Consider the following 20,194-nt stretch of genomic DNA (forward strand, 5'->3'; position numbering starts at 1 on the left):
CAAAGACGATATGTCCTGTTGCCGGGACCCAGCATCAAATACTTCATGCCGCCGCTCTCATCTCGCCGAGACCCGCGAAGAGCTCCACCGAATGCAGCCGGGCCTCGATATCGTAGATCGGCATGGAGACGATCAACTCGTCCGCGGCTGTTTCCGACAGGAAATCCCGAAGCTGAGCACTTGCGGTCGAAGGCGATCCGACGACGGCGTAGCGCAATGTATGCTCGACGCCCATCCGCTCCATGTCGGACCACATATCATCCATGCTATCGACAGGTTTCGGGAACGGACGGCGGACATTGCGGCGGAGGTTGATGAACTGCTGCTGCGCCGAAGTAAACAGCTTTTGCGCTTCCGCGTCAGTATCGGCCACGGCGCCCATCACGCCGACCATGACATAGGGCGCCTTGAGGTGACTCGAGGGCTGGAACCGTTCGCGATAGATTGCGATGGCTTCGAGAAGCTGATCAGGCGCAAAATGCGACGCGAAGGCGTAGGGAAGTCCGAGAGCGGCGGCGAGATGCGCACTGTAGAGGCTCGATCCCAACAACCAGATGGGCACGTCGCTGCCCGTTCCGGGATAGGCAAGGATCGCTTCGTCTCCGGCGGAAGCCCCCAGCAGGCGCTGCAGCTCCAGGATATCATGAGGAAAGCTTTCCGCCCCGGCCTCGAGGTTCCGCCGGAGCGCACGGGCCGTTCGCATGTCGGTTCCCGGCGCGCGACCGAGGCCGAGGTCGACACGGCCGGGGAAAAGCGCCTCCAGCGTTCCAAACTGCTCCGCAATGACGAGCGGCGAGTGATTGGGAAGCATGACACCGCCAGATCCGATCCGTATTTTCTTCGTCGCAGCACCGACGTGGCCGATCACCACCGCCGTTGCCGCGCTCGCAATGCCGGGCATGCCATGATGCTCCGCCAGCCAAAAACGGTTATATCCAAAACGCTCCGCCTGGATCGCCATCCGCCGGCTGGCGTCCAGAGCGTCGGATACCGTCTCGCCTTCGCAGATAGGGGACAGGTCGAGTATCGAAAATGGGATCATGACGAGTGCCTGCGCTCAGATTGTTCTATCGTACAACATATATGGGAAGCCGGTCGATCGGATGCAAACAGGGACTGCTGTCCCGCATAGATTCAGAATGTTTTTGTTTTGTTCACATTCCGCTGGCAGGGTCCGCCTCCGACAGACTAGGATTGGCGCATGCATCAGACGATTCGCATCATCGGGATAGACCCTGGCCTTCGCAGTTGCGGCTGGGGCGTCATCGAAACGCTCGGCAATTCCCTGCGCTTCGTTGCGTCCGGCACCGTAACCTCTGACGGCGACATGGATCTCGCATCCCGTCTCTGCCAGTTGCATGACGGATTGGCTGACGTGATCCACACCTACAAGCCCGATGAAGCGGCGGTCGAGCAGACTTTTGTCAACAAGGACGCGGTCGCCACCCTGAAGCTCGGACAGGCGCGCGGCATCGCCATGCTGGTCCCTGCCCGCGCCGGTTTGCCCGTCTCGGAATACGCTCCGAACGCGGTAAAGAAGTCGGTTATCGGCGTCGGCCATGGCGAGAAGCAGCAGATCCACATGATGCTGAAAATCCTGATGCCCAAGGCAGAGTTCAAGGGCAATGACGCGGCCGACGCGCTTGCCATCGCCATCTGTCATGCCCACAACCGGGGCGGTGACAGGATGAGGAAGGTCTTGGCCTCGGCCTAGGAGGCTAGCGCAATAAGAAAATACGCGTTTATATCTAACTGTGTAGGTGCCGACGCTGAGGGCATTGAAAGATGTTAGAAAGGTTTGACAATGGCCTAAATCGAGCTGCCGCTCTTATAACCATTGCAGGCTTTCTATTCACGCTTGACATAAATTTCTTTGATAACTTGATTGTCCCGCAGAGACCAGCACTTGGCAGCCCCGGCGCTAAGCTAGTTTGTTTTTTTGTACTTGAGAGCGTGTTCGCTTATTTTTTCGCCAGAATCTCGGTAACGGCAGCATTCGCTTCGATGCGCACCGAGGAGAAAGCAGCCAAGGTCATAGGGGCGTTGATCGCCACATTGATCTCTGCTTGGCAGACAGTAACGCTGCTATTTTGGTTTTTCCCTCCCGAAAGCGGTTCTGAGAAATTTGGCTACTCCATCGTTCCAGTTTTGTTCAACTTCATCGTGATCGCATTCCATGTTGAGGAGCGGAATGATTGTGGTGAATACGAACGGTTGAGCGGAGGCCTCGGGCTAATATTCGCCTATCTCCTTTGCTATGTCTTCCAGGCTGCTGTCTGGTCATAACAGCTTGCGCAAGATCATTTTGTTCTTGACTTGTTCTGCATGTAAGAGTATTTCTTACTTGGAAGGAGTATGTCATGCGCGTCACATCCAAAGGCCAGGTCACCATCCCACGTGATCTTCGCGAGCTGGTTGGCATTGAGCCGAACAGCGAGGTGGTCTTCACCGTGGAGGCCGGCAAACTGACGATAGCGCCCAAGTCCGGCAAGCGCATGGATAGCGACAGAGGGCGACTGGCGGATGTTCTCAAGGCACTCGGCGCGCTGGAAGGCACGGGAGATCAGGCAATCGACGCAGACACACTGATGACCATGACACGGGATCGCTGAGCATGGCGACACTGATCGACACTAACGTCCTTGTCGATATCGCGGTTAGAGATCCCAAATGGCTGGACTGGTCGCGCTCAGCCGTTTCTCGCGCAGCGACAACTGATACATTGATCATCAATCCGGTAATCTATGCCGAGTTCTCGGTCAGGTACGACGACATAGAGGCTGTTGACGAACTTCTTCCACCAAGTGAATTCCGTCGCGAAGGTGTACCGTGGGATGCCGCTTTCGCCGCAGGTGTAGCGTTCCGGCGGTACCGGTTGGCAGGTGGCAGGCGCGACCGTGTATTGCCGGACTTCCTGATTGGCGCCCACGCCGCTATCCGCGGTTATACCATCCTCACCCGCGATCCCAGAGGCTACCGGACCTACTTTCCGATGGTCGATGTCATCTCTCCCGACACCCACCCCTGACGGACAACTCCATGATCGGCAAACTGAAGGGCACCATCGAGGAAATCGGCGACGACTATGTTCTCGTTGACGTGCATGGTGTCTGTTACGAAGCCTTCTGCTCGTCCCGAACTCTCGGAAAACTTGGCTCCCCAGGAGAGGCGGTCGTACTGTTCATCGAGACCTATGTGCGGGAGGACCAGTTGAAGCTGTTCGGCTTCCTCACCGCCCTGGAACGGGAGTGGTTCAACCTGCTGCAGAGCGTGCAAGGCGTCGGCGCCAAGGTCGCGCTTGCGGTCCTGTCCACCCTCACCCCTTCCGAGCTCGCAAATGCGATCGCGCTGCAGGACAAGACGTCCGTCTCCCGTGCCCCTGGGGTCGGCCCGAAGGTCGCGGTACGCATCGTCACCGAACTCAAGAACAAGGCCCCCGCTTTCGCCGGGGAAGCTAGCGCCAATATCGGCTTGAAACAGGAACTTGGCGAAGGCGTCGCCTCCGCCCCGGTCGCCGATGCGGTCTCGGCGCTGACAAATCTCGGCTACTCTCGCGACCAGGCGGCCAATGCGGTTGCGGCGGCCTTGAAGAACGCGGGTGACGGTGCGGACAGTGCGAAACTGATACGGCTGGGTCTGAAGGAATTGGCGCGGTAACACTGACCTTTTCTTTACCCGCGCGGCCAAATCTGTTGAAAGACTGGATCAACGTCGGCAAGTGACGTCTCCGCTGGAATGGACATAATGAGCGACACCAATCCGATCCTCTCGCCGGAAAAGAAGGGCGAAGACCTCGACGCGGCGCTGCGTCCGCAGTCGCTCGACGAATTTACAGGCCAGGCGGAAGCGCGAGCGAACCTCAAGATCTTCATCGAGGCAGCCAAGAACCGCGGCGAGGCACTCGATCACGTGCTGTTCGTTGGCCCGCCGGGGCTCGGCAAGACCACACTTGCCCAGATCATGGCGAAGGAGCTCGGGGTGAATTTCCGCTCGACCTCCGGCCCTGTCATCGCCAAGGCGGGCGACCTTGCCGCCTTGTTGACGAACCTGGAAGAGCGCGATGTTCTGTTCATCGACGAAATCCATCGCCTAAATCCGGCGGTGGAGGAAATCCTGTACCCCGCGATGGAAGACTTTCAGCTCGACCTGATCATCGGCGAAGGCCCTGCCGCCCGCTCGGTAAAGATCGACCTGTCGAAGTTCACCCTCGTTGCCGCCACGACTCGCCTCGGCCTCCTGACAACACCGCTGCGCGATCGTTTCGGCATTCCGGTGCGCCTGAATTTCTATACGGTCGAGGAACTGGAATCGATCGTCCGCCGCGGCGCACGGCTGATGGGCCTGCCGATGACGGACGAAGGATCGCGAGAAATCGCCCGCCGTGCTCGCGGCACCCCCCGCATCGCCGGACGCCTGCTGCGCCGCGTTCGCGACTTCGCCGAGGTCGCCCGGGCAGAAGCGGTGACGCGGGAAATTGCCGACGAGGCGCTGACACGGCTTAACGTCGACAATATGGGCCTTGACCAGCTGGACAACCGCTACCTCTCGATGATCGCGATGAACTTCGGCGGTGGCCCCGTCGGGATCGAGACGATCGCCGCCGGGCTGTCGGAACCGCGAGATGCGATCGAGGACATCATCGAGCCCTACATGATCCAGCAGGGCTTCATCCAGCGCACACCGCGCGGTCGCGTCCTGACCGGAACGGCCTGGAAACACCTCGGCATGCAGCCGCCGAAGGACCTTGAGGCGGCGCAGTTCCGGTTGACGCTCGAGGACGAATGAACCGATGACGAAACGTACCCGGATCAGGATCAAGGAAAAGCAAGATCGCCTTTTCCAGATGCGCATTGCCGGGCTTGCCTTTCGTAACGGCCACGTTCTCGTTCATCGCGCCACGCACGAGACATTCTGGACCTTTCCCGGCGGTAGAGCGGAAATGGGCGAAACGTCACAGGAAACCCTGGTCCGGGAAATGCGAGAGGAACTCGACGTCGAGGCGAAGGTGGGACCTCTTCTGTGGATCGTCGAGAACTTCTTCCACTACGAAGGACGTGACTGGCACGAACTCGGTTTCTACTATCAAATGGATATTCCGGAGAGCTTCCCGTTTCATCGCGACAATATCGTGCATCGCGTCGTCGACGGAAAAAGCGAACTGGAGTTCAAATGGGCGCTGGCAGAGAAAGCAGCGCTGAAAGCACTCGACATCCCGCCCTATTTCATTGCTGACGAAATTGAAGACCTGCCTGGAAGTCCACGCCACATCGTATGGCACGATGGAGACCTCGACGAATGACGGACCCGACACGCGTCTTTCGAAAGCTCGCCTACAACAACCGGCTCGCCAACCTTAGACTGCACAATGCCGTCGGCGACCTTTTTCTAGGGGAATGGGAAGCCAAACGAACGAGCTTCTTCCCGTCGATACGCGCCACGTTGAACCATATTCTGATCGTCGACTGGTTCTATGTCGACGCTTTGGAAGGCGGCACACTGGGACCAAAGGCATGGGAAAATGAAGAACCGTTCCACGAGATCGGTCAACTTAGGGAGGCGCAAAGATTGGTGGACGAGCGGTTGATCGCCTTTTGTGAGGGTCTGACGGACGGCTCGCTCGCAGCACCGGTCGAGGTGCACCGCGGCACACGCATCCAGATTGACCGGTGCGACGACATCCTGAGCCATTTGTTCCAGCACCAGACCCACCATCGCGGACAGGTGCATGCCATGATGGCGGGCACGACGATCAGGCCGCCACAGCTCGACGAATTCATCGTCGGCGACGATGCCGCGGCAAGGGCGGCGGAGATCTTTGACCTCGGTTGGAACGAAGACTGGCTTATGCGCTGACGCGTTTGGACCTTACCCGACCAGGGTCCTGACGGTTTTCTCCAGCAAGGCGCGACCGCCCGGGCGCCAACCCAGGGACCGCAATCTGACCGTTTCCATCTCGGCAACGAGCGAGAGATCCGACGGCGCTGGCAGCGGGTGCGGACAATCGACAACTTGACTGACGACAGACAGGATCTCATGCGTATCGGTAACGATATCGGAGACGTTGAAGCTTTGTCCCGACACCTTTCCGGCATCGCTCTCAAGCATGAGCCGAACGGCAAGTGCAACGTCCTGTCCGTGCACCTCTGAGCCCGCACGCGAGGAGACGGTTTCACCCTCCAGGTAACGATTAATGATCCCGTCCCATTTGTTGGGCCTCATGTGCCCGTAGACCCCCGTGACACGAAGGCTTGTTCCCACGAACCCGGGAGCAGCCAGTTCCGCAAGGGCCCGCTCCGCCGATAGTTTCACCTGACCGTAGAGGCTTGCGGGAGAAAGGCGGACGCTCTCTTCAAGCGGCGATCCGCTGTCGATTCCGTCATACACCGCCCGGCTGGAGAAAAACACGCAACGCCGAACGCCGGCGCGGCGGGCGCCCTCGAACAAACGAACGGAATTCTCGAAGTTACGGCGATGGAAGCCTACCGGGTCGTCGCCCTCGCCGCCACGATACCGTCCGGGAAGATGATCGAAAGCGGCATGCACGACATAATATGCGTGGTCGAATATGTGCGACTGGTCCGCATCGCGGTCGAGATCATACTCGACAAAGCCGACCGGGCGGGAGAAGCATCCTTCCGCCGGAGCGTGTCTACCAGCCACAACGACCTGGTAACCAGCATCGAGAAGCCCTTCCACGACGTAACGGCCAACAAGACCGGTGCCGCCTGTGACGAGGACCTTCATGCGGCCGCGACCCGAGACGGGTTCTCGAGGTTTTCGATATCGGGGATGCCCTCGTTTCGATAGAAAGCCTGCCACAGATCGATGAGCGGCCGCAATCGCTGCGCCTTCGGATGGTCAGCCTCCCAGGGCTTCTCATACTGGTAGTGAAGGATGCAGACGCTTTTCCAGCTCCACAATTCGGGCAGGTTGAACCAGGCGTATTGCAGCATATTCATGGTGACTGGCAGCCCGTGCCAGTCCGGAAAGAATGTCTCGAGGAACGTCTGGTCCGTCCGCCTCCAGAAGGCCTCCGGCTGGTCGAGCATGGCGAGCATGGCGGAAAACGTCGACAGCGACGGACGGGCGACGAAAACTCCTGAGTTCAACCGGTGAAAATCGGAAAGCGATTCATAGACGTTCGGCGCGGCCGAGAATTCGGGATAATCGAAGAGTTTGTCGACGTTCCTGAGAACGATCGCATCGGCATCGATGAACACACAGGTTTCGTAGTCGACAAGCTGCCAGAGCCGCATTTTGCAGAAATTGTCGAGAGGCGAATGAAATGCGGGCTTCCGTCCTTTGGAGAACGGAGCGGCCGCATGAAGGCTGCCGCGTGCATGCCGTTCGTTGAAGCCGTCTGACAGCGGCAGCAGTTCCACTTCCATGAGCCGACAACCCAAGGCGACGAGCGGCGCGAGTGCATCCTCGCGAACGCCCGCGGTATACAACACGACGATGTCGGCCCGGGTATTGGTACGCAACAGGGAATGCACCAGCGCCATTGCGCCCATAACGTAATCGTCGTTTGTCACCAATGTGACGAAGGCCTGCCGCGATCGAGCCGTCGTTGTGACACGCAATCCCGTTAGGCCTTCCGTTCCGAGCATCATGATACGGATTTCAGTTTCTTGCCTTCCGGATCGCGATTGATGGTCCGGGCAATATCCTTCGTCCAGGCTGAAACGCAGGGCACCCGCGATCGATCGACCCGATATGCGAACTTCTTTGCGACATCGACGATCTCGCCTAGCAGTCCATCCTTCAGCGTCGTCGGCTGCAGGCCGAGGCCGAGGAACTTCTCGTTCTTAACGACGAGATCGTTTTCAGCCGCCTCCTTGCGCGGGTTGGGCAACCAGGCAATCTCGGCGCCGGTCAGACCCGAGACCATCTCCGCCAGATCCCGAACCCGATGCGTCTCCGTCATCTGGTTGAATATCTCGACCCGAGACCCTCTCGACGGTGGATTGCGAAGCGCGATTTCGATGCAGCGGACCGAGTCCTGAATGTGGATAAAGGCACGGGTCTGTCCGCCGGTGCCGTGAACGGTGAGCGGATAGCCGATGGCCGCTTGAATGAGGAACCTGTTCAGAACCGTGCCGTAGTCGCCATCATAATCGAAGCGGTTGACCAGTTGCGGATGCAGGCGCGTCTGCTCCGTATGCGTCCCCCACACGATGCCCTGGTGCAGGTCCGTGATACGCAGGCCATCGTTCTTCGCATAAAACTGGAAGAGCAATTGATCGAGGCACTTGGTCATATGGTAGATCGAGCCCGGATTGGCAGGATAGAGAATATCCTGCTTCACGGTCTCGCCGCCCATGGTATCGATCCCGACCGGCAGATAGCCTTCGGGAATGGCCGCACCGACGGTCGAGTAGCCATAGACGCCCATCGTGCCGAGATGCACGAGATGGGCGTCCAGGCCGATGTCGACCATCGCGTTCAGCAGATTGTGCGTCGCGCTGACATTGTTGTTGACCGTATAGTTCTTGTGCCGGTCGCTCTTCATCGAATAGGGCGCCGCACGCTGCTCCGCGAAATGAATGATCGCATCTGGCCGCTCGTCTGCCAGCCATGCCTTGAGGAGTTCATAATCCTTCGCAAGGTCGATCAGATGAAAATGAATGCGCCGACCCGTTTCTGCGTGCCATATACGGGTGCGCTCCTGGATCGAATCCATCGGCGTCAGCGACTGAACGCCGAGTTCGGTGTCGATCCAGCGGCGGGAGAGATTGTCGAGGATATGGACCTCGTGTCCCGCGTTCGACAGGTGCAGCGATGTCGGCCACCCGACGAAACCATCTCCACCCATGACGGCAATTTTCATGTTTCGTCTCCTTTGCGGATCAGGGTCAAATCCTGATAATGCCCATTTGTGACAGAACTACAATCGACGCCGGTGCATGGAGTTCCACCACCGGCAGAGAATTTCCCAGGACAGGTCAACCTTATGTCGGATAATGTTTTTTTGATTTCAGGCGAACTTTCGGCTGACGGGCACAGGCTCGTGCAGCGCGTCTACTATGAAGACACCGATTTTTCCGGCGCCGTCTACCACGCACGCTATCTGCACTTCATGGAAAGGGCCCGCACGGACTATCTCCGGTGTCTGGGTGTGGAGCAATCGAGCCTGTTCGACGAGGAGGAAGAAGGGCTCGCCTTCGTCGTGCACCGGATGGAAATCGACTTTCGCTCCCCCGCCCGAATGGATGACCTTTTGACGATCCGCACGCGCACGGAAAAGGCTGGCGGGGCCAAGATGATTCTCCACCAGTTCATAGAACGTGAGGAAGCCATCCTCGCATCGGCCCGTGTTGTGATTGCCGTTGTCAATCGGGACGGACGCCCGACGAGACTGCCCGACCAATTGGCATCGGCCTTTCTCGGCGGCAAATCGGTCTCCGGATCATAACGAACGCTTAACCATAATATAGTCTTACTCTATTTGCGGGCATTTGTGCGCCGCACGCCTTCCTTTGGCCGAATTTCAGGGCAAAAAGGCGAAGTGGAAGCATAGGCGAAATGGACGTTCAGCGATGGCGCCCAGGATAAAACGACGCAATGCTGTTGATCGCCCGGTCCAGTGCCGGGCGTTTGGATTTCGGGGGCGATGAACCGATGGAACAAGTAGGATTGGCCGCAGCACACACGGACGTGAGCCTCTGGGCTTTGTTCATGCAAGCCGGCTTGATTGTGAAGCTGGTGATGCTCGGCCTGGTCGCCGCCTCGGTGTGGACCTGGGCGATCGTCATCGACAAATATCTGAGCTACGCCCGGGCCCGCCGCCAGTTCGACCAGTTCGAACAGGTGTTCTGGTCCGGTCAGTCGCTCGAAGAACTCTACCGAACGCTCGCCGAGCGTAACAATTCCGGTCTCGCTGCCATGTTCGTCGCCGCCATGCGCGAATGGAAGAAGAGCTTCGAACGCGGAGCGCGCTCGCCGATCGGCCTCCAGATGCGTATCGACCGCGCAATGGACGTGACGCTGGCTCGCGAGAGCGAACTGCTGGAAGGTCGGCTGAGCTCGCTTGCGACGATCGGCTCCGCCGCGCCGTTCATCGGTCTCTTTGGAACGGTCGTCGGCATCATGACCTCGTTCCAGGCCATCGCCGGTTCGAAGTCGACCAACCTCGCGGTTGTTGCTCCCGGTATCGCGGAAGCACTTCTGGCAACCGCGATCGGCCTCGTGGCCGCTATCCCGGCCGTCATTGCCTACAACAAGTTTTCAGGCGAAGCCGGCAAGCTGACCGCGCGCATGGAGGGCTTCGCCGACGAATTCTCCGCAATCCTCTCGCGCCAGATCGACGAGAAGCTGCAGCCACGCCAGGCCGCGCAGTAAGGCACCGGACAAGACTGGAGAACGACCATGGGTATGTCAGCGGGAGCAACGGGCGGGAGCGCTGGTGGCCGACGTGGTCGTGGCCGGCGTGCAAAGCGCGGCCCGGTCAGTGAAATCAACGTCACGCCGCTCGTCGACGTTATGCTCGTGCTGCTGATCATCTTCATGGTGGCCGCACCAATGATGACGGTTGGCGTTCCGATCGATCTGCCGGAGACGCAGGCCCGCGCGATGAACGCTGACACCCAGCCGATCACCATCTCGGTCAATCCGGCGGGCGAAATCTATCTGCAGGAAACGGCAATCGCCATCGATGAGGTAGTCCCCAAGCTCGAGGCGATCGCCACCACCGGCTACAACGAACGCATCTATGTTCGGGGCGACACCACGGCAGCCTACGGAACAGTCATGAAGGTCATGGCGCGAATTTCCGCCGCCGGCTTCAAGAATATCGGCCTCGTAACGCTGCAGGAACCGGAAACCTGATTTCAACGCGATGAAGACAAGCCTCGTCACATCGACCGTTCTACACAGTGTCGTCCTTGCTTGGGCGATGCTCTCGCTCGGCTCCCCAGCCTCCTTCGAGGTGGCCGACGTCGAGGCGTTGCCGGTTGACATCGTACCGATCGAGGAGCTGACGCAAATCCAGCAGGGCGACAAGAAGGCCCCGCTCGCGGAGACGGCAGCCCCGACGCCGACCAAACGGCCGGACAGTGTTCCCGACGCGCAGAACGTGGGCGAAAACAACGTCGATCTAGACGCGGTGCCGACACCGAACGCACGCCCGTCAAACACGGAAGCCGCAGCCGCTCCGGAGAAGGTCGAGAAAGTCCAGCCGACGCAGGACAACGAGACGAACGACATCAAGGATATCATCAAGGAAGAGACTGTCGCCGAACCGGCAAAGCCGGTCGAGGTTGCCAAGGCCGAACCAGTGAAGCCGGAGGTGACGCCGGACCCCGTCCCACAGCCACCCGAAGACGCCGAGCCGGCAGAGGCGCAGCCGGAGGAGGCCGTCCTTCCGGATAACGTCCCCATCCCCGCTGCCCGTCCCAAGCCGCCGGCACCGAAGCCGGCTGAAGCCAAGACGGAAGAGAAAAAACCAGCCGAGTCGCAGACCGCCAAGGACGAAAACAAGAAGAAAGATACCAAGACTCAGGAGACGGCAAAATCGAAGTCGGCGAAGGAGAGCAACTTCAACGCGGACGAGATCGCCGCGCTCCTCAACAAGACCGATCCGACCGCGGGTGGCGCCAAGGCATCGACCCAGACAGCCGCTCTTGGTGGCAAGAAGACGACCAACGGCAGCAAACTCAGCATGAGCGAAATGGACGCACTGCGCGGCCAGATCGCCAGCAACTGGTCGGTCATCCCTGGCCTCGCCGATGCCGCCGATGTTCGCATCCGGGTAAAGTTCCAGCTCAATGAATCCGGGGAACTCGTCGGCGAACCGGAAGTCAGCGCCACGGGCGGTTCCCCCCAGACCCAACAGGTACTGATGAGTGGCGCACGCCGTGCCGTTCTCAGATCGGCCCCCTTCTCCAGTCTTCCCCGCGACAAGTACGACGCCTGGTCCGAAGTCGTGGTCAATTTTGACCCCAGCGACCTGGCCCTCTGAATATGCTGAAAGGCTTGAATATCATGATGAAGTCTACACTCCTGCGACTGCTGGTCGTCGCCGCGGCCCTCGCGGGCGCCTTCGTGCAGCCCGCCAACGCACTGGTTGAGATCAACATCAACAAGGGCAATGTCGAGCCGCTGCCGATCGCGATCACCGACTTCGTGTCCGGCGACGACATCGGCGCGCGCATCACCGCGGTGATCGAGGCCGACCTGAAGCGCTCCGGCCTGTTCGCGCCCATCAACCACACCGCCTTCATCGAGAAGATTTCGAACCCAGACCAGGCTCCGCGACTTGAAGACTGGAAGGTCATCAACGCACAGGCACTGGTCGTCGGGCGCGTCAGCCGCGAGGGTGATGGCCGCCTGCGGGCCGAGTTCCGTCTGTGGGACACCTTTGCCGGCCAGCAGATGACCGGCCAGCAGTTCTTCACCCAGCCGGAGAACTGGCGTCGCGTCGCTCATATCATCGCTGATGCCATCTACGAGCGCATCACCGGAGAAAAGGGGTATTTCGATACCCGCGTCGTGTTTGTCTCCGAAAGCGGCCCAAAGACAGATCGCAAGCGTCAGCTCGCGATCATGGACCAGGACGGCGAAAACATCCGGATGCTGACCGATAGCCGCAGCATCGTCCTGACGCCGCGTTTCTCGCCAAGCCGGCAGGAAATCACCTACATGTCGTTCGAAAACGACCAGCCCCGCGTTTATCTGCTGCAACTGGAGACCGGACAGCGCGAGGTCGTCGGAAACTTCCCCGGCATGACCTTCTCGCCACGCTTTTCGCCCGATGGCCAGCGTGTGATCATGAGCCTCCAGCAGGATGCCAACTCCAACATCTACACGATGGACCTGCGCTCTCGCACGACGACCCGGCTGACCAATACCGCCGCGATCGACACGTCCCCGTCCTATTCACCCGACGGTAACCGCATCGTCTTTGAAAGCGACCGCGGCGGACGCCAGCAGCTCTATGTCATGAATGCCGATGGCTCCGGACAGACGCGCATTTCTTTCGGCGACGGCGCGTACTCCACGCCAGTCTGGTCACCGCGCGGCGATCTGATCGCCTTCACCAAGCAGTCGGGCGGCAAGTTCTCGATCGGCGTGATGAAGCCGGACGGTTCGGGTGAACGCATCCTCACGTCGGGCTTCCATAACGAGGGACCAACCTGGGCGCCGAACGGGCGCGTGCTGATGTTCTTCCGCCAGAACGCAGGCGCCGGCGGTCCGCAGCTCTATTCGATCGATCTGACAGGGTATAACGAACAGCAGATTCCCACCCCGACCTTCGCGTCCGACCCGGCATGGTCACCGCTTCTTGAATAGGGCGTGAAATCGCCTCTTTCTGGCCGCAAAGTGCTGAAAATGGGGAGGTCCGGAGCGGAAGTTTACGTCCTGGTAACCATGTTCCTTCTCCCCAGGTTAACCGAAAGCGGTTACCCTCCGGAAACCCTGTTAGACAAACCTCAGTGAATGCAAGGAGACCGGCGATGAGCCGCATGAACGCCCCGGCCAAGAGCCGAATGCAGCAACTTGCCAGCAACCCCGCGATTGTCGCGCTGGCGCTCACCCTGGCACTGGCCGGCTGCGCCAACAAGAAGAACCTGCCCAACAGCGCCTCCGATCTCGGCCTCGGCGCCGGAGCCGCGACACCGGGCTCGGCCCAGGACTTCACGGTCAATGTCGGCGACCGCATCTTCTTCGATACCGACTCGTCGTCGATCCGTGCTGACGCCCAGCAGACTCTCGATCGTCAGGCTCAATGGCTGATGCGGTATCCCAACTACGCGATCACCGTTGAAGGCCACGCCGACGAACGCGGCACCCGCGAGTACAACCTTGCCCTTGGCGCCCGCCGTGCTGCGGCAACTCGCGACTACCTCGCCTCGCGCGGCGTTCCGGCCCAGCGCATGAAGACGATCTCCTACGGCAAGGAACGTCCGGTCGCCGTCTGCGACGACATCTCCTGCTGGTCGCAGAACCGTCGTGCAGTCACCGTTCTCGGTGGCGCTGGCATGTAAGTTCGGCCGACAGGCTGATAGTTCAAAGGCGGTCCGGAAGGGCCGTCTTTTCCTTTTCTCCACACTTTGGCCGAACTTCGGTTGCTTTTTACCGGCAATTGGAAAAATCTCCTGTGCGCTCTCAAAAGGCGCGTGAATCAAGAGAACAGGACAAAGACATGAATCGACTTGTCATGGCCGCGCTTCTGGCGTCGGCCACTCTGGCAGGACTATCGGGGGCGGCAGGCGCATTTCAGCTGACACCTCCAGCACCCGTTTCGGAAAGCCGCGCGGGCGCGACAGTCGGCAAGGCGCCGGTACAACTCGCTCAGGCAGGCGACGCCGCGACGCGTATCCTGCAGCTTGAGGAGGAAATCCGCTCGCTCAACGGTCGGATCGAGGAAATGAGCTTCCAGTTGCTGCAGATGCAGGAACAGATCCGCAAGTTCCAGGAGGACAACGAATTCCGCTTCCAGGAACTCGAGAAATCTGGCGTCAGAAAGAGCGACGCAGGCCCGTCGACGGCGGGCTCGCAGAGCGATTCCGTCGCACAGATCATCACGACACCGCCGGACACGTCCGGCGGTGACATTGGCCTGGACAGCGTCGGTGACCTCGCCAGCAACCAGGCTTCGGGCGGGCTCGCTGCGCCGGAACAGACGCTTGGTTCCATTGAACTGGATTCGAGCGGCATGCCGGTTGGCGCCACATTCAATGACTCCGCCTCGAATTCATCGGCGCTGCCGGGTGTTGACCTTCCTCCCGCAACTCCAGGCAATGCCGCAGGCGCTACAGCCTCGCCGGACTCCGGCTCCCAGGTTGCGTCGCTCGGAAGCGAAAACGATGTCTATCAGGCCGCCTACGGGCATGTATTATCTGGCGATTATGCTGTCGCCGAAGGCGAATTCCGGGATTTCATTTCCAAATTTCCCAACAGCGCGCGCATCGCGGATGCCAATTTCTGGCTGGGCGAGGCGCTTTACTCGCAGGGCAATTTCAACGAAGCCGCAAAGACCTTCCTGAATGCCCACCAGGCCTACGGAACATCGCCGAAAGCGCCGGAAATGCTGTTGAAGCTTGGCATGTCCATGGCCGCGCTCGATGACAACGCGACGGCCTGCGCTGTGCTCCGCGAGGTCGGCACACGTTACCCCAAGGCGTCCCGCGCGGTGATCAACAAGGTCGCCTCCGAGCAGAAGCGCCTGAGCTGCTGAGTTGCCGGTGTGAGCGCCGTGCCGGCTGCCCTCCCCCCGCGCCAGGCTCTTTCGGATTTCCTGACTGCCCTTCGCAAGCCCCGCCGCCTTCTGGTTGCCATTTCAGGCGGCAGTGATTCCACCGGCCTGCTTTTCCTCCTTCATGACCTTGTCTCCACCGGAGCGTTTCCGGGTATCATGCTCCTCGCCGCCACTGTCGACCATCAGCTTCGTCCTGAAGCCAGGGCGGAAGCAGAATCCGTGGGGCGGTTTTGTGCCGGACTTTCGATCGCCCACCGAATTCTCAGTTGGGACGGCGCCAAGCCTGCCCGGGGCGTGCCCGCCGCCGCCCGCGAAGCCCGGTACCGGCTACTGTCCGAGATGGCAAAGGCGGAAGGCGTCGATGTACTGGTAACTGGCCATACCCTCGACGACCAACGAGAAACGGTGGCCATGCGAAAGGCGCGAAGCGCCCTTCCAGACAGTATCGGCCTTGCCGGCATGTCCGGCATGACCCTCTATGAACGGCATCTGTGGATAGCCCGTCCGCTGCTCGGCTCTCTCCGGTCCGACATCCGCGAGCAACTCCGGCAGGCTGATGTCGGTTGGATCGAGGACCCGAGCAACCAGGATGGTCGCTATGAGCGGGTCCGCGTTCGAAGCAGCCTGATGGCGGCGACAACAGAGGAGGGTGCGGATCGCCTTGATGAACGACGGTCGGAAAGCGCACAGAGTGCGGCGGCCCTGATAAGCGCACATGCAACCGGCCACGCCGGTCCCTCCGTGTTTTTCTCCGCTCGGGCGTTGAGGGAACCTGACGACAGTCTCCGCCGCGCGTTCGGCGGCTTGCTGATGGTTCTGGGCGGGCAGACCTACCCTCCTGCTCGCGAGCGCCTAGACCGCGTGATGGACTTTTTGCGTAGCGGCCGGTCCGGACGCGCGACGATCGGACGCTGCCTTTTGGTCTGGCGCCCCGAAGGTCTCTATATCACGAGGGAAAAGCGCGATATTTTGCCGCTGCTTGTCCCTGCGAGGCAATCGGTGGTGTGGGACGGCCGGTTCATCATTCGGAACAGATCCTCCAAAGATGTGACGGTCACGGCGAACCAGCAAGGCGTGACCGAGCCGGTAGCGTCATCGCTCCCCAAAACGATCATCAAACATATTTCTGGCATTTTACCCGAGATTATCGGCTCGGACGACACGGAAAACGCAAATAAATCCGGAGAACAAGTCAGGGTGGACTGCGAAATCGTGCTTGGGGGCTACGACCGTTTTCTTCCGGATGCTGACCGCCCGCTGGCGGATGCGATTGCTGTCCTTCTCGGGAGGCCACGGTATTTAACGCCGCCCGTTTAGTGGTTATTGACGGAAAAGACACGGAAGCAGCCGCTTTGCCTTGGCAACGACGCGAAGCGATCCTATGTTACTCGATTATCGGGCAGCCCTTGTGAGCTGGCGAACATTCCGGGGAGTTCAATGAACCCAAATTTTCGAAATTTCGCGCTGTGGGCGATCATCGCGCTTCTGCTGATCGCGCTGTTCAGCATGTTCCAGACGTCACCGTCACAGAGCAGTTCGCGCGAAATTCCTTATTCCCAGTTTCTCCGCGAGGTCGATGCGGGTCGCGTCCGTGACGTGACGGTCGTCGGCAACCGGGTCCTCGGCACATATTCCGAGAACGGGACGGCGTTTCAGACCTACTCTCCGGTGATCGACGATAGTCTGCTGACCAAGCTTCAGGACAAGAACGTGATGATCGTCGCACGTCCGGAAACGGACGGGTCATCCGGTTTCTTGAGCTATATCGGCACCCTTCTCCCGATGCTGCTGATCCTCGGTGTCTGGCTCTTCTTCATGCGCCAGATGCAGGGCGGTTCGCGCGGAGCCATGGGCTTCGGCAAATCCAAGGCCAAGCTCCTGACCGAGGCGCATGGCCGCGTGACGTTCGAGGATGTCGCCGGGGTCGACGAGGCCAAGCAGGATCTTGAGGAAATCGTCGAGTTCCTGCGCGACCCGCAGAAGTTTCAGCGTCTGGGTGGTCGTATCCCGCGCGGTGTTCTGCTGGTCGGTCCGCCAGGCACCGGTAAAACCCTTCTTGCCCGCTCCGTCGCGGGTGAAGCAAACGTGCCGTTCTTCACGATCTCGGGTTCGGACTTCGTGGAAATGTTCGTTGGCGTCGGCGCAAGCCGTGTCCGTGACATGTTCGAGCAGGCCAAAAAGAACGCGCCCTGCATCATCTTCATCGACGAAATCGACGCCGTCGGCCGGCATCGTGGCGCCGGTCTCGGTGGCGGTAACGACGAACGCGAACAGACCTTGAACCAGCTCCTCGTCGAGATGGACGGCTTCGAAGCCAACGAAGGTATCATCCTGATCGCCGCGACCAACCGTCCGGACGTACTCGACCCGGCTTTGCTGCGGCCCGGTCGTTTCGACCGCCAGGTGGTCGTGCCGAACCCGGATATCATCGGCCGTGAACGCATTCTGAAGGTGCACGTCCGCAATGTGCCGCTGGCGCCGAATGTCGACCTCAAGGTTCTCGCACGCGGCACACCCGGCTTCTCCGGCGCCGACCTCATGAACCTCGTGAATGAGGCTGCCCTGACAGCTGCACGCCGTAACAAGCGCGTCGTCACCATGCAGGAATTCGAGGACGCCAAGGACAAGATCATGATGGGTGCGGAGCGCCGCAACTCCGCCATGACCGAGGCCGAGAAGAAGCTCACAGCCTATCACGAGGCGGGTCACGCGATCACCGCGTTGAACGTGCCGGTGGCCGATCCGCTACATAAGGCTACGATCATTCCGCGTGGTCGTGCACTCGGCATGGTCATGCAGTTGCCGGAAGGCGACCGCTACTCCATGAGCTACAAGTGGATGATCTCTCGCCTCGTCATCATGATGGGTGGCCGTGTTGCCGAGGAACTGACCTTCGGCAAGGAGAATATCACGTCTGGCGCCTCCTCCGACATTGAGCAGGCGACGAAGCTCGCCCGCGCGATGGTGACGCAGTGGGGCTTCTCCGACATCCTCGGCCAGGTTGCCTATGGCGAGAACCAGCAGGAAGTGTTCCTGGGTCATTCCGTCGCCCAGTCCAAGAACGTGTCGGAATCGACGGCGCAGAAGATCGACAACGAGGTTCGTCGTCTGATCGACGAGGCCTATGCCGAGGCAAAGCGCATTCTCACCGAGAAGCACGACGAGTTCGTCGCTCTCGCCGAAGGCCTGCTGGAATACGAGACGCTTTCGGGCGAAGAGATCAAGGCGCTGCTGCGTGGTGAAAAACCGGCACGCGATCTCGGCGACGACACGCCTCCGACCCGCGGTTCGGCCGTCCCCTCCGCCGGCGCCAAGAAAGATGCGCCGAAGGGTGGCGAACCCGAAGGCGGGATGGAACCACAGCCGCACTGAGGTAAGGTTAACTGAAGATCGAGGCCGTCCGCCGCTACCGGCGGGCGGCCTTTTGTTTTAGTAACGCTATATGAGCGACCTTTGCCGGAATTTACGTGCCGGGCGCGAGGTTTTGTGGCAAGAGCAGGCCTAAGAGGCTCGGGTAAAGGAGCGTTTCCCGGATGGTGAGACGCGGGAGACCTTCCTGACTGCCCGGCCCGAACTATTTGCAGGAGAACTCATGTCGCGTCGTTATTTCGGAACCGACGGTATTCGCGGACAGTCCAACACCTTCCCCATGACCCCTGACATCGCCATGCGGGTCGGCATCGCCGTCGGCACGATCTTCCGGCGGGGCGAACATCGCCACCGCGTGGTGATCGGAAAGGACACGCGCCTCTCCGGTTATATGCTTGAAAATGCCCTGGTCGCCGGATTTACCGCCGCCGGTCTCGACGTGTTCCTGCTCGGCCCAATCCCGACACCAGCCGTCGCCATGCTGACCCGGTCGCTGCGCGCCGATATCGGCGTGATGATCTCCGCCTCTCACAACCCCTTCGCCGACAATGGCATCAAACTGTTCGGCCCTGATGGCTACAAGCTTTCGGATGAAATCGAGGCGCAGATCGAAGACCTGCTCGAAAAGGATCTTTACAAGCAACTCGCTCCGGCGCGCGAAATCGGCCGCGCAAAGCGGGTCGAGGGCGATATCTATCGCTACATCGAATTCGTGAAGCGCACCCTGCCCCGTGACGTGACGCTGCACGGTCTGAGGGTTGCCATCGACTGTGCCAATGGGGCCGCCTATAAGGTCGCACCGCTTGCGCTCTGGGAACTCGGCGCCGAAGTCGTGACGATCGGCAACGAGCCGAACGGCACGAACATCAACCTCGACTGCGGCTCGACCCATCCGTCAGCGCTGCAGAAGAAGGTTCACGAAGTGCGCGCCGACATCGGCATAGCGCTCGATGGCGACGCCGACCGTGTCATCATCGTCGACGAGCACGGCGCCATCGTCGATGGCGACCAGTTGATGGCCGTTATCGCCGAAACCTGGGCGAACGATCAGATGCTGAAGGGCGACGGCATCGTCGCGACGATCATGTCCAATCTCGGTCTTGAACGCTTTCTGACCGGCAAGGGCCTGTCGCTCGCCCGCACCAAGGTGGGCGACCGCTATGTCGTTGAACACATGCGGCAGAACAACTTCAATGTCGGCGGCGAGCAGTCCGGCCACATCGTGCTCTCCGACTTCGGCACGACCGGCGACGGATTGGTCGCCGCGCTGCAGATCCTCGCCTGCGTGAAGCGCACCGGCAGGACAGTGAGCGAGATCTGCCACCGCTTTGATCCGGTGCCGCAATTGTTGCGCAACGTTCGCTATTCCGGCGGCAAGCCGCTCGAAGACAAGAACGTCAAACAGGCGATCGCCGACGCCGAAGACAAGCTTTCGAAATCCGGCCGCCTCGTCATCCGCCCGTCGGGCACCGAACCGCTGATCCGCGTCATGGCGGAAGGCGACGATCGCGGCCTGATCGAGAAGATCGTCAACGACCTCGTCGGCGTCATCGGCAATGTCAGGGGCGAAGCGGCATAAGCTTCGCCGCCCGTAAAGCAAAAGGCCCGACTGGGAGACCAGCCGGG

General features: G+C 60.2%; 22 protein-coding genes. 18 read left to right on the forward strand and 4 right to left on the reverse strand.

What is annotated here, in order from left to right; translation table 11 throughout:
* Window positions 1-43: 43 nt before the first annotated feature.
* Window positions 44-1,042: an LLM class flavin-dependent oxidoreductase gene (locus J5J10_RS20925; protein WP_211931597.1), complete on the reverse strand. Its 999-nt coding sequence runs from the start codon at window positions 1,040-1,042 to the stop codon at window positions 44-46.
* A 159-nt stretch (window positions 1,043-1,201) separates the two neighbouring features.
* Here J5J10_RS20925 and ruvC point away from each other — a divergent pair, with 159 nt between their 5' ends.
* The 8 genes from ruvC (at window position 1,202) to J5J10_RS20965 (ending at window position 5,853) form a co-directional block, all read left to right on the forward strand.
* Window positions 1,202-1,714: a crossover junction endodeoxyribonuclease RuvC gene (gene ruvC / locus J5J10_RS20930; RefSeq protein ID WP_211931598.1), complete on the forward strand. Its 513-nt coding sequence runs from the start codon at window positions 1,202-1,204 to the stop codon at window positions 1,712-1,714.
* Between the two features lie 71 nt (window positions 1,715-1,785).
* Complete coding sequence (locus J5J10_RS20935; RefSeq protein WP_211931599.1) at window positions 1,786-2,286, forward strand: hypothetical protein; 501 nt, start codon at window positions 1,786-1,788, stop codon at window positions 2,284-2,286.
* Between the two features lie 74 nt (window positions 2,287-2,360).
* Window positions 2,361-2,612: an AbrB/MazE/SpoVT family DNA-binding domain-containing protein gene (locus J5J10_RS20940; RefSeq protein WP_211931600.1), complete on the forward strand. Its 252-nt coding sequence runs from the start codon at window positions 2,361-2,363 to the stop codon at window positions 2,610-2,612.
* Window positions 2,613-2,614: 2 nt separating this feature from the next.
* Window positions 2,615-3,028: a type II toxin-antitoxin system VapC family toxin gene (locus tag J5J10_RS20945; protein WP_211931601.1), complete on the forward strand. Its 414-nt coding sequence runs from the start codon at window positions 2,615-2,617 to the stop codon at window positions 3,026-3,028.
* Between the two features lie 11 nt (window positions 3,029-3,039).
* Entirely contained in the window at window positions 3,040-3,657 is a 618-nt protein-coding gene (gene ruvA / locus J5J10_RS20950; RefSeq protein WP_211931602.1) for a Holliday junction branch migration protein RuvA, read from the forward strand.
* Window positions 3,658-3,744: 87 nt separating this feature from the next.
* A complete protein-coding gene (ruvB, locus tag J5J10_RS20955; RefSeq protein ID WP_211931603.1) occupies window positions 3,745-4,785 on the forward strand; it encodes a Holliday junction branch migration DNA helicase RuvB in 1,041 nt (346 codons plus the stop codon).
* A 4-nt stretch (window positions 4,786-4,789) separates the two neighbouring features.
* Window positions 4,790-5,299: an NUDIX hydrolase gene (locus tag J5J10_RS20960; protein ID WP_211931604.1), complete on the forward strand. Its 510-nt coding sequence runs from the start codon at window positions 4,790-4,792 to the stop codon at window positions 5,297-5,299.
* Window positions 5,296-5,853 carry a DinB family protein gene (locus tag J5J10_RS20965; protein WP_211931605.1) on the forward strand — a complete coding sequence of 186 codons (558 nt, stop codon included), beginning with the start codon at window positions 5,296-5,298 and terminating at the stop codon, window positions 5,851-5,853. The genes J5J10_RS20960 and J5J10_RS20965 overlap by 4 nt, the downstream gene beginning before the upstream one ends.
* 12 nt (window positions 5,854-5,865) lie before the next feature.
* Here the strand turns inward: J5J10_RS20965 and J5J10_RS20970 are convergent, their stop codons facing one another.
* Genes J5J10_RS20970 through J5J10_RS20980 form a run of 3 tightly spaced genes read right to left on the reverse strand, consistent with a single transcriptional unit; the run spans window position 5,866 to window position 8,830 of the window.
* The gene (locus tag J5J10_RS20970; RefSeq protein WP_211931606.1) at window positions 5,866-6,744 is read right to left on the reverse strand and encodes an NAD(P)-dependent oxidoreductase; all 879 of its coding nucleotides are present in this window, start codon (window positions 6,742-6,744) and stop codon (window positions 5,866-5,868) included.
* Window positions 6,741-7,613 carry a glycosyltransferase gene (locus tag J5J10_RS20975; protein WP_211931607.1) on the reverse strand — a complete coding sequence of 291 codons (873 nt, stop codon included), beginning with the start codon at window positions 7,611-7,613 and terminating at the stop codon, window positions 6,741-6,743. Before J5J10_RS20975 ends, J5J10_RS20970 begins: the two co-directional genes overlap by 4 nt.
* The gene (locus J5J10_RS20980) at window positions 7,610-8,830 is read right to left on the reverse strand and encodes an NAD-dependent epimerase/dehydratase family protein (RefSeq protein WP_211931608.1); all 1,221 of its coding nucleotides are present in this window, start codon (window positions 8,828-8,830) and stop codon (window positions 7,610-7,612) included. The genes J5J10_RS20975 and J5J10_RS20980 overlap by 4 nt, the downstream gene beginning before the upstream one ends.
* A gap of 123 nt (window positions 8,831-8,953) precedes the next feature.
* Between J5J10_RS20980 and ybgC the strand changes: the two genes are divergently transcribed.
* From ybgC to glmM, 10 genes are all read left to right on the forward strand, one after another.
* Window positions 8,954-9,415: a tol-pal system-associated acyl-CoA thioesterase gene (ybgC, locus tag J5J10_RS20985; protein ID WP_211931609.1), complete on the forward strand. Its 462-nt coding sequence runs from the start codon at window positions 8,954-8,956 to the stop codon at window positions 9,413-9,415.
* Between the two features lie 206 nt (window positions 9,416-9,621).
* Window positions 9,622-10,341, forward strand: coding sequence for a protein TolQ (gene tolQ / locus J5J10_RS20990; RefSeq protein ID WP_208553860.1), 720 nt, complete (start codon window positions 9,622-9,624; stop codon window positions 10,339-10,341).
* A gap of 27 nt (window positions 10,342-10,368) precedes the next feature.
* The gene (gene tolR / locus J5J10_RS20995; protein ID WP_211931610.1) at window positions 10,369-10,827 is read left to right on the forward strand and encodes a protein TolR; all 459 of its coding nucleotides are present in this window, start codon (window positions 10,369-10,371) and stop codon (window positions 10,825-10,827) included.
* 10 nt (window positions 10,828-10,837) lie between these two features.
* Window positions 10,838-11,959 (forward strand): hypothetical protein, encoded by a 1,122-nt coding sequence (locus J5J10_RS21000; protein WP_211931611.1) that lies wholly within the window; start codon window positions 10,838-10,840, stop codon window positions 11,957-11,959.
* A 23-nt stretch (window positions 11,960-11,982) separates the two neighbouring features.
* Window positions 11,983-13,290 carry a Tol-Pal system beta propeller repeat protein TolB gene (gene tolB, locus J5J10_RS21005; RefSeq protein ID WP_211931612.1) on the forward strand — a complete coding sequence of 436 codons (1,308 nt, stop codon included), beginning with the start codon at window positions 11,983-11,985 and terminating at the stop codon, window positions 13,288-13,290.
* Between the two features lie 164 nt (window positions 13,291-13,454).
* Window positions 13,455-13,985, forward strand: coding sequence for a peptidoglycan-associated lipoprotein Pal (pal, locus tag J5J10_RS21010; RefSeq protein ID WP_208553856.1), 531 nt, complete (start codon window positions 13,455-13,457; stop codon window positions 13,983-13,985).
* Between the two features lie 158 nt (window positions 13,986-14,143).
* Window positions 14,144-15,178 (forward strand): tol-pal system protein YbgF, encoded by a 1,035-nt coding sequence (gene ybgF, locus J5J10_RS21015; protein ID WP_211931613.1) that lies wholly within the window; start codon window positions 14,144-14,146, stop codon window positions 15,176-15,178.
* Window positions 15,179-15,196: 18 nt separating this feature from the next.
* Entirely contained in the window at window positions 15,197-16,516 is a 1,320-nt protein-coding gene (gene tilS / locus J5J10_RS21020; RefSeq protein WP_211931614.1) for a tRNA lysidine(34) synthetase TilS, read from the forward strand.
* 120 nt (window positions 16,517-16,636) lie between these two features.
* Window positions 16,637-18,571: an ATP-dependent zinc metalloprotease FtsH gene (ftsH, locus tag J5J10_RS21025; RefSeq protein WP_208553853.1), complete on the forward strand. Its 1,935-nt coding sequence runs from the start codon at window positions 16,637-16,639 to the stop codon at window positions 18,569-18,571.
* A gap of 220 nt (window positions 18,572-18,791) precedes the next feature.
* Window positions 18,792-20,147, forward strand: coding sequence for a phosphoglucosamine mutase (glmM, locus tag J5J10_RS21030; protein WP_208553852.1), 1,356 nt, complete (start codon window positions 18,792-18,794; stop codon window positions 20,145-20,147).
* Window positions 20,148-20,194: the final 47 nt, after the last annotated feature.

Source organism: Ciceribacter sp. L1K23, from assembly GCF_018122705.1.
In the GTDB taxonomy this organism is placed as follows: domain Bacteria; phylum Pseudomonadota; class Alphaproteobacteria; order Rhizobiales; family Rhizobiaceae; genus Allorhizobium.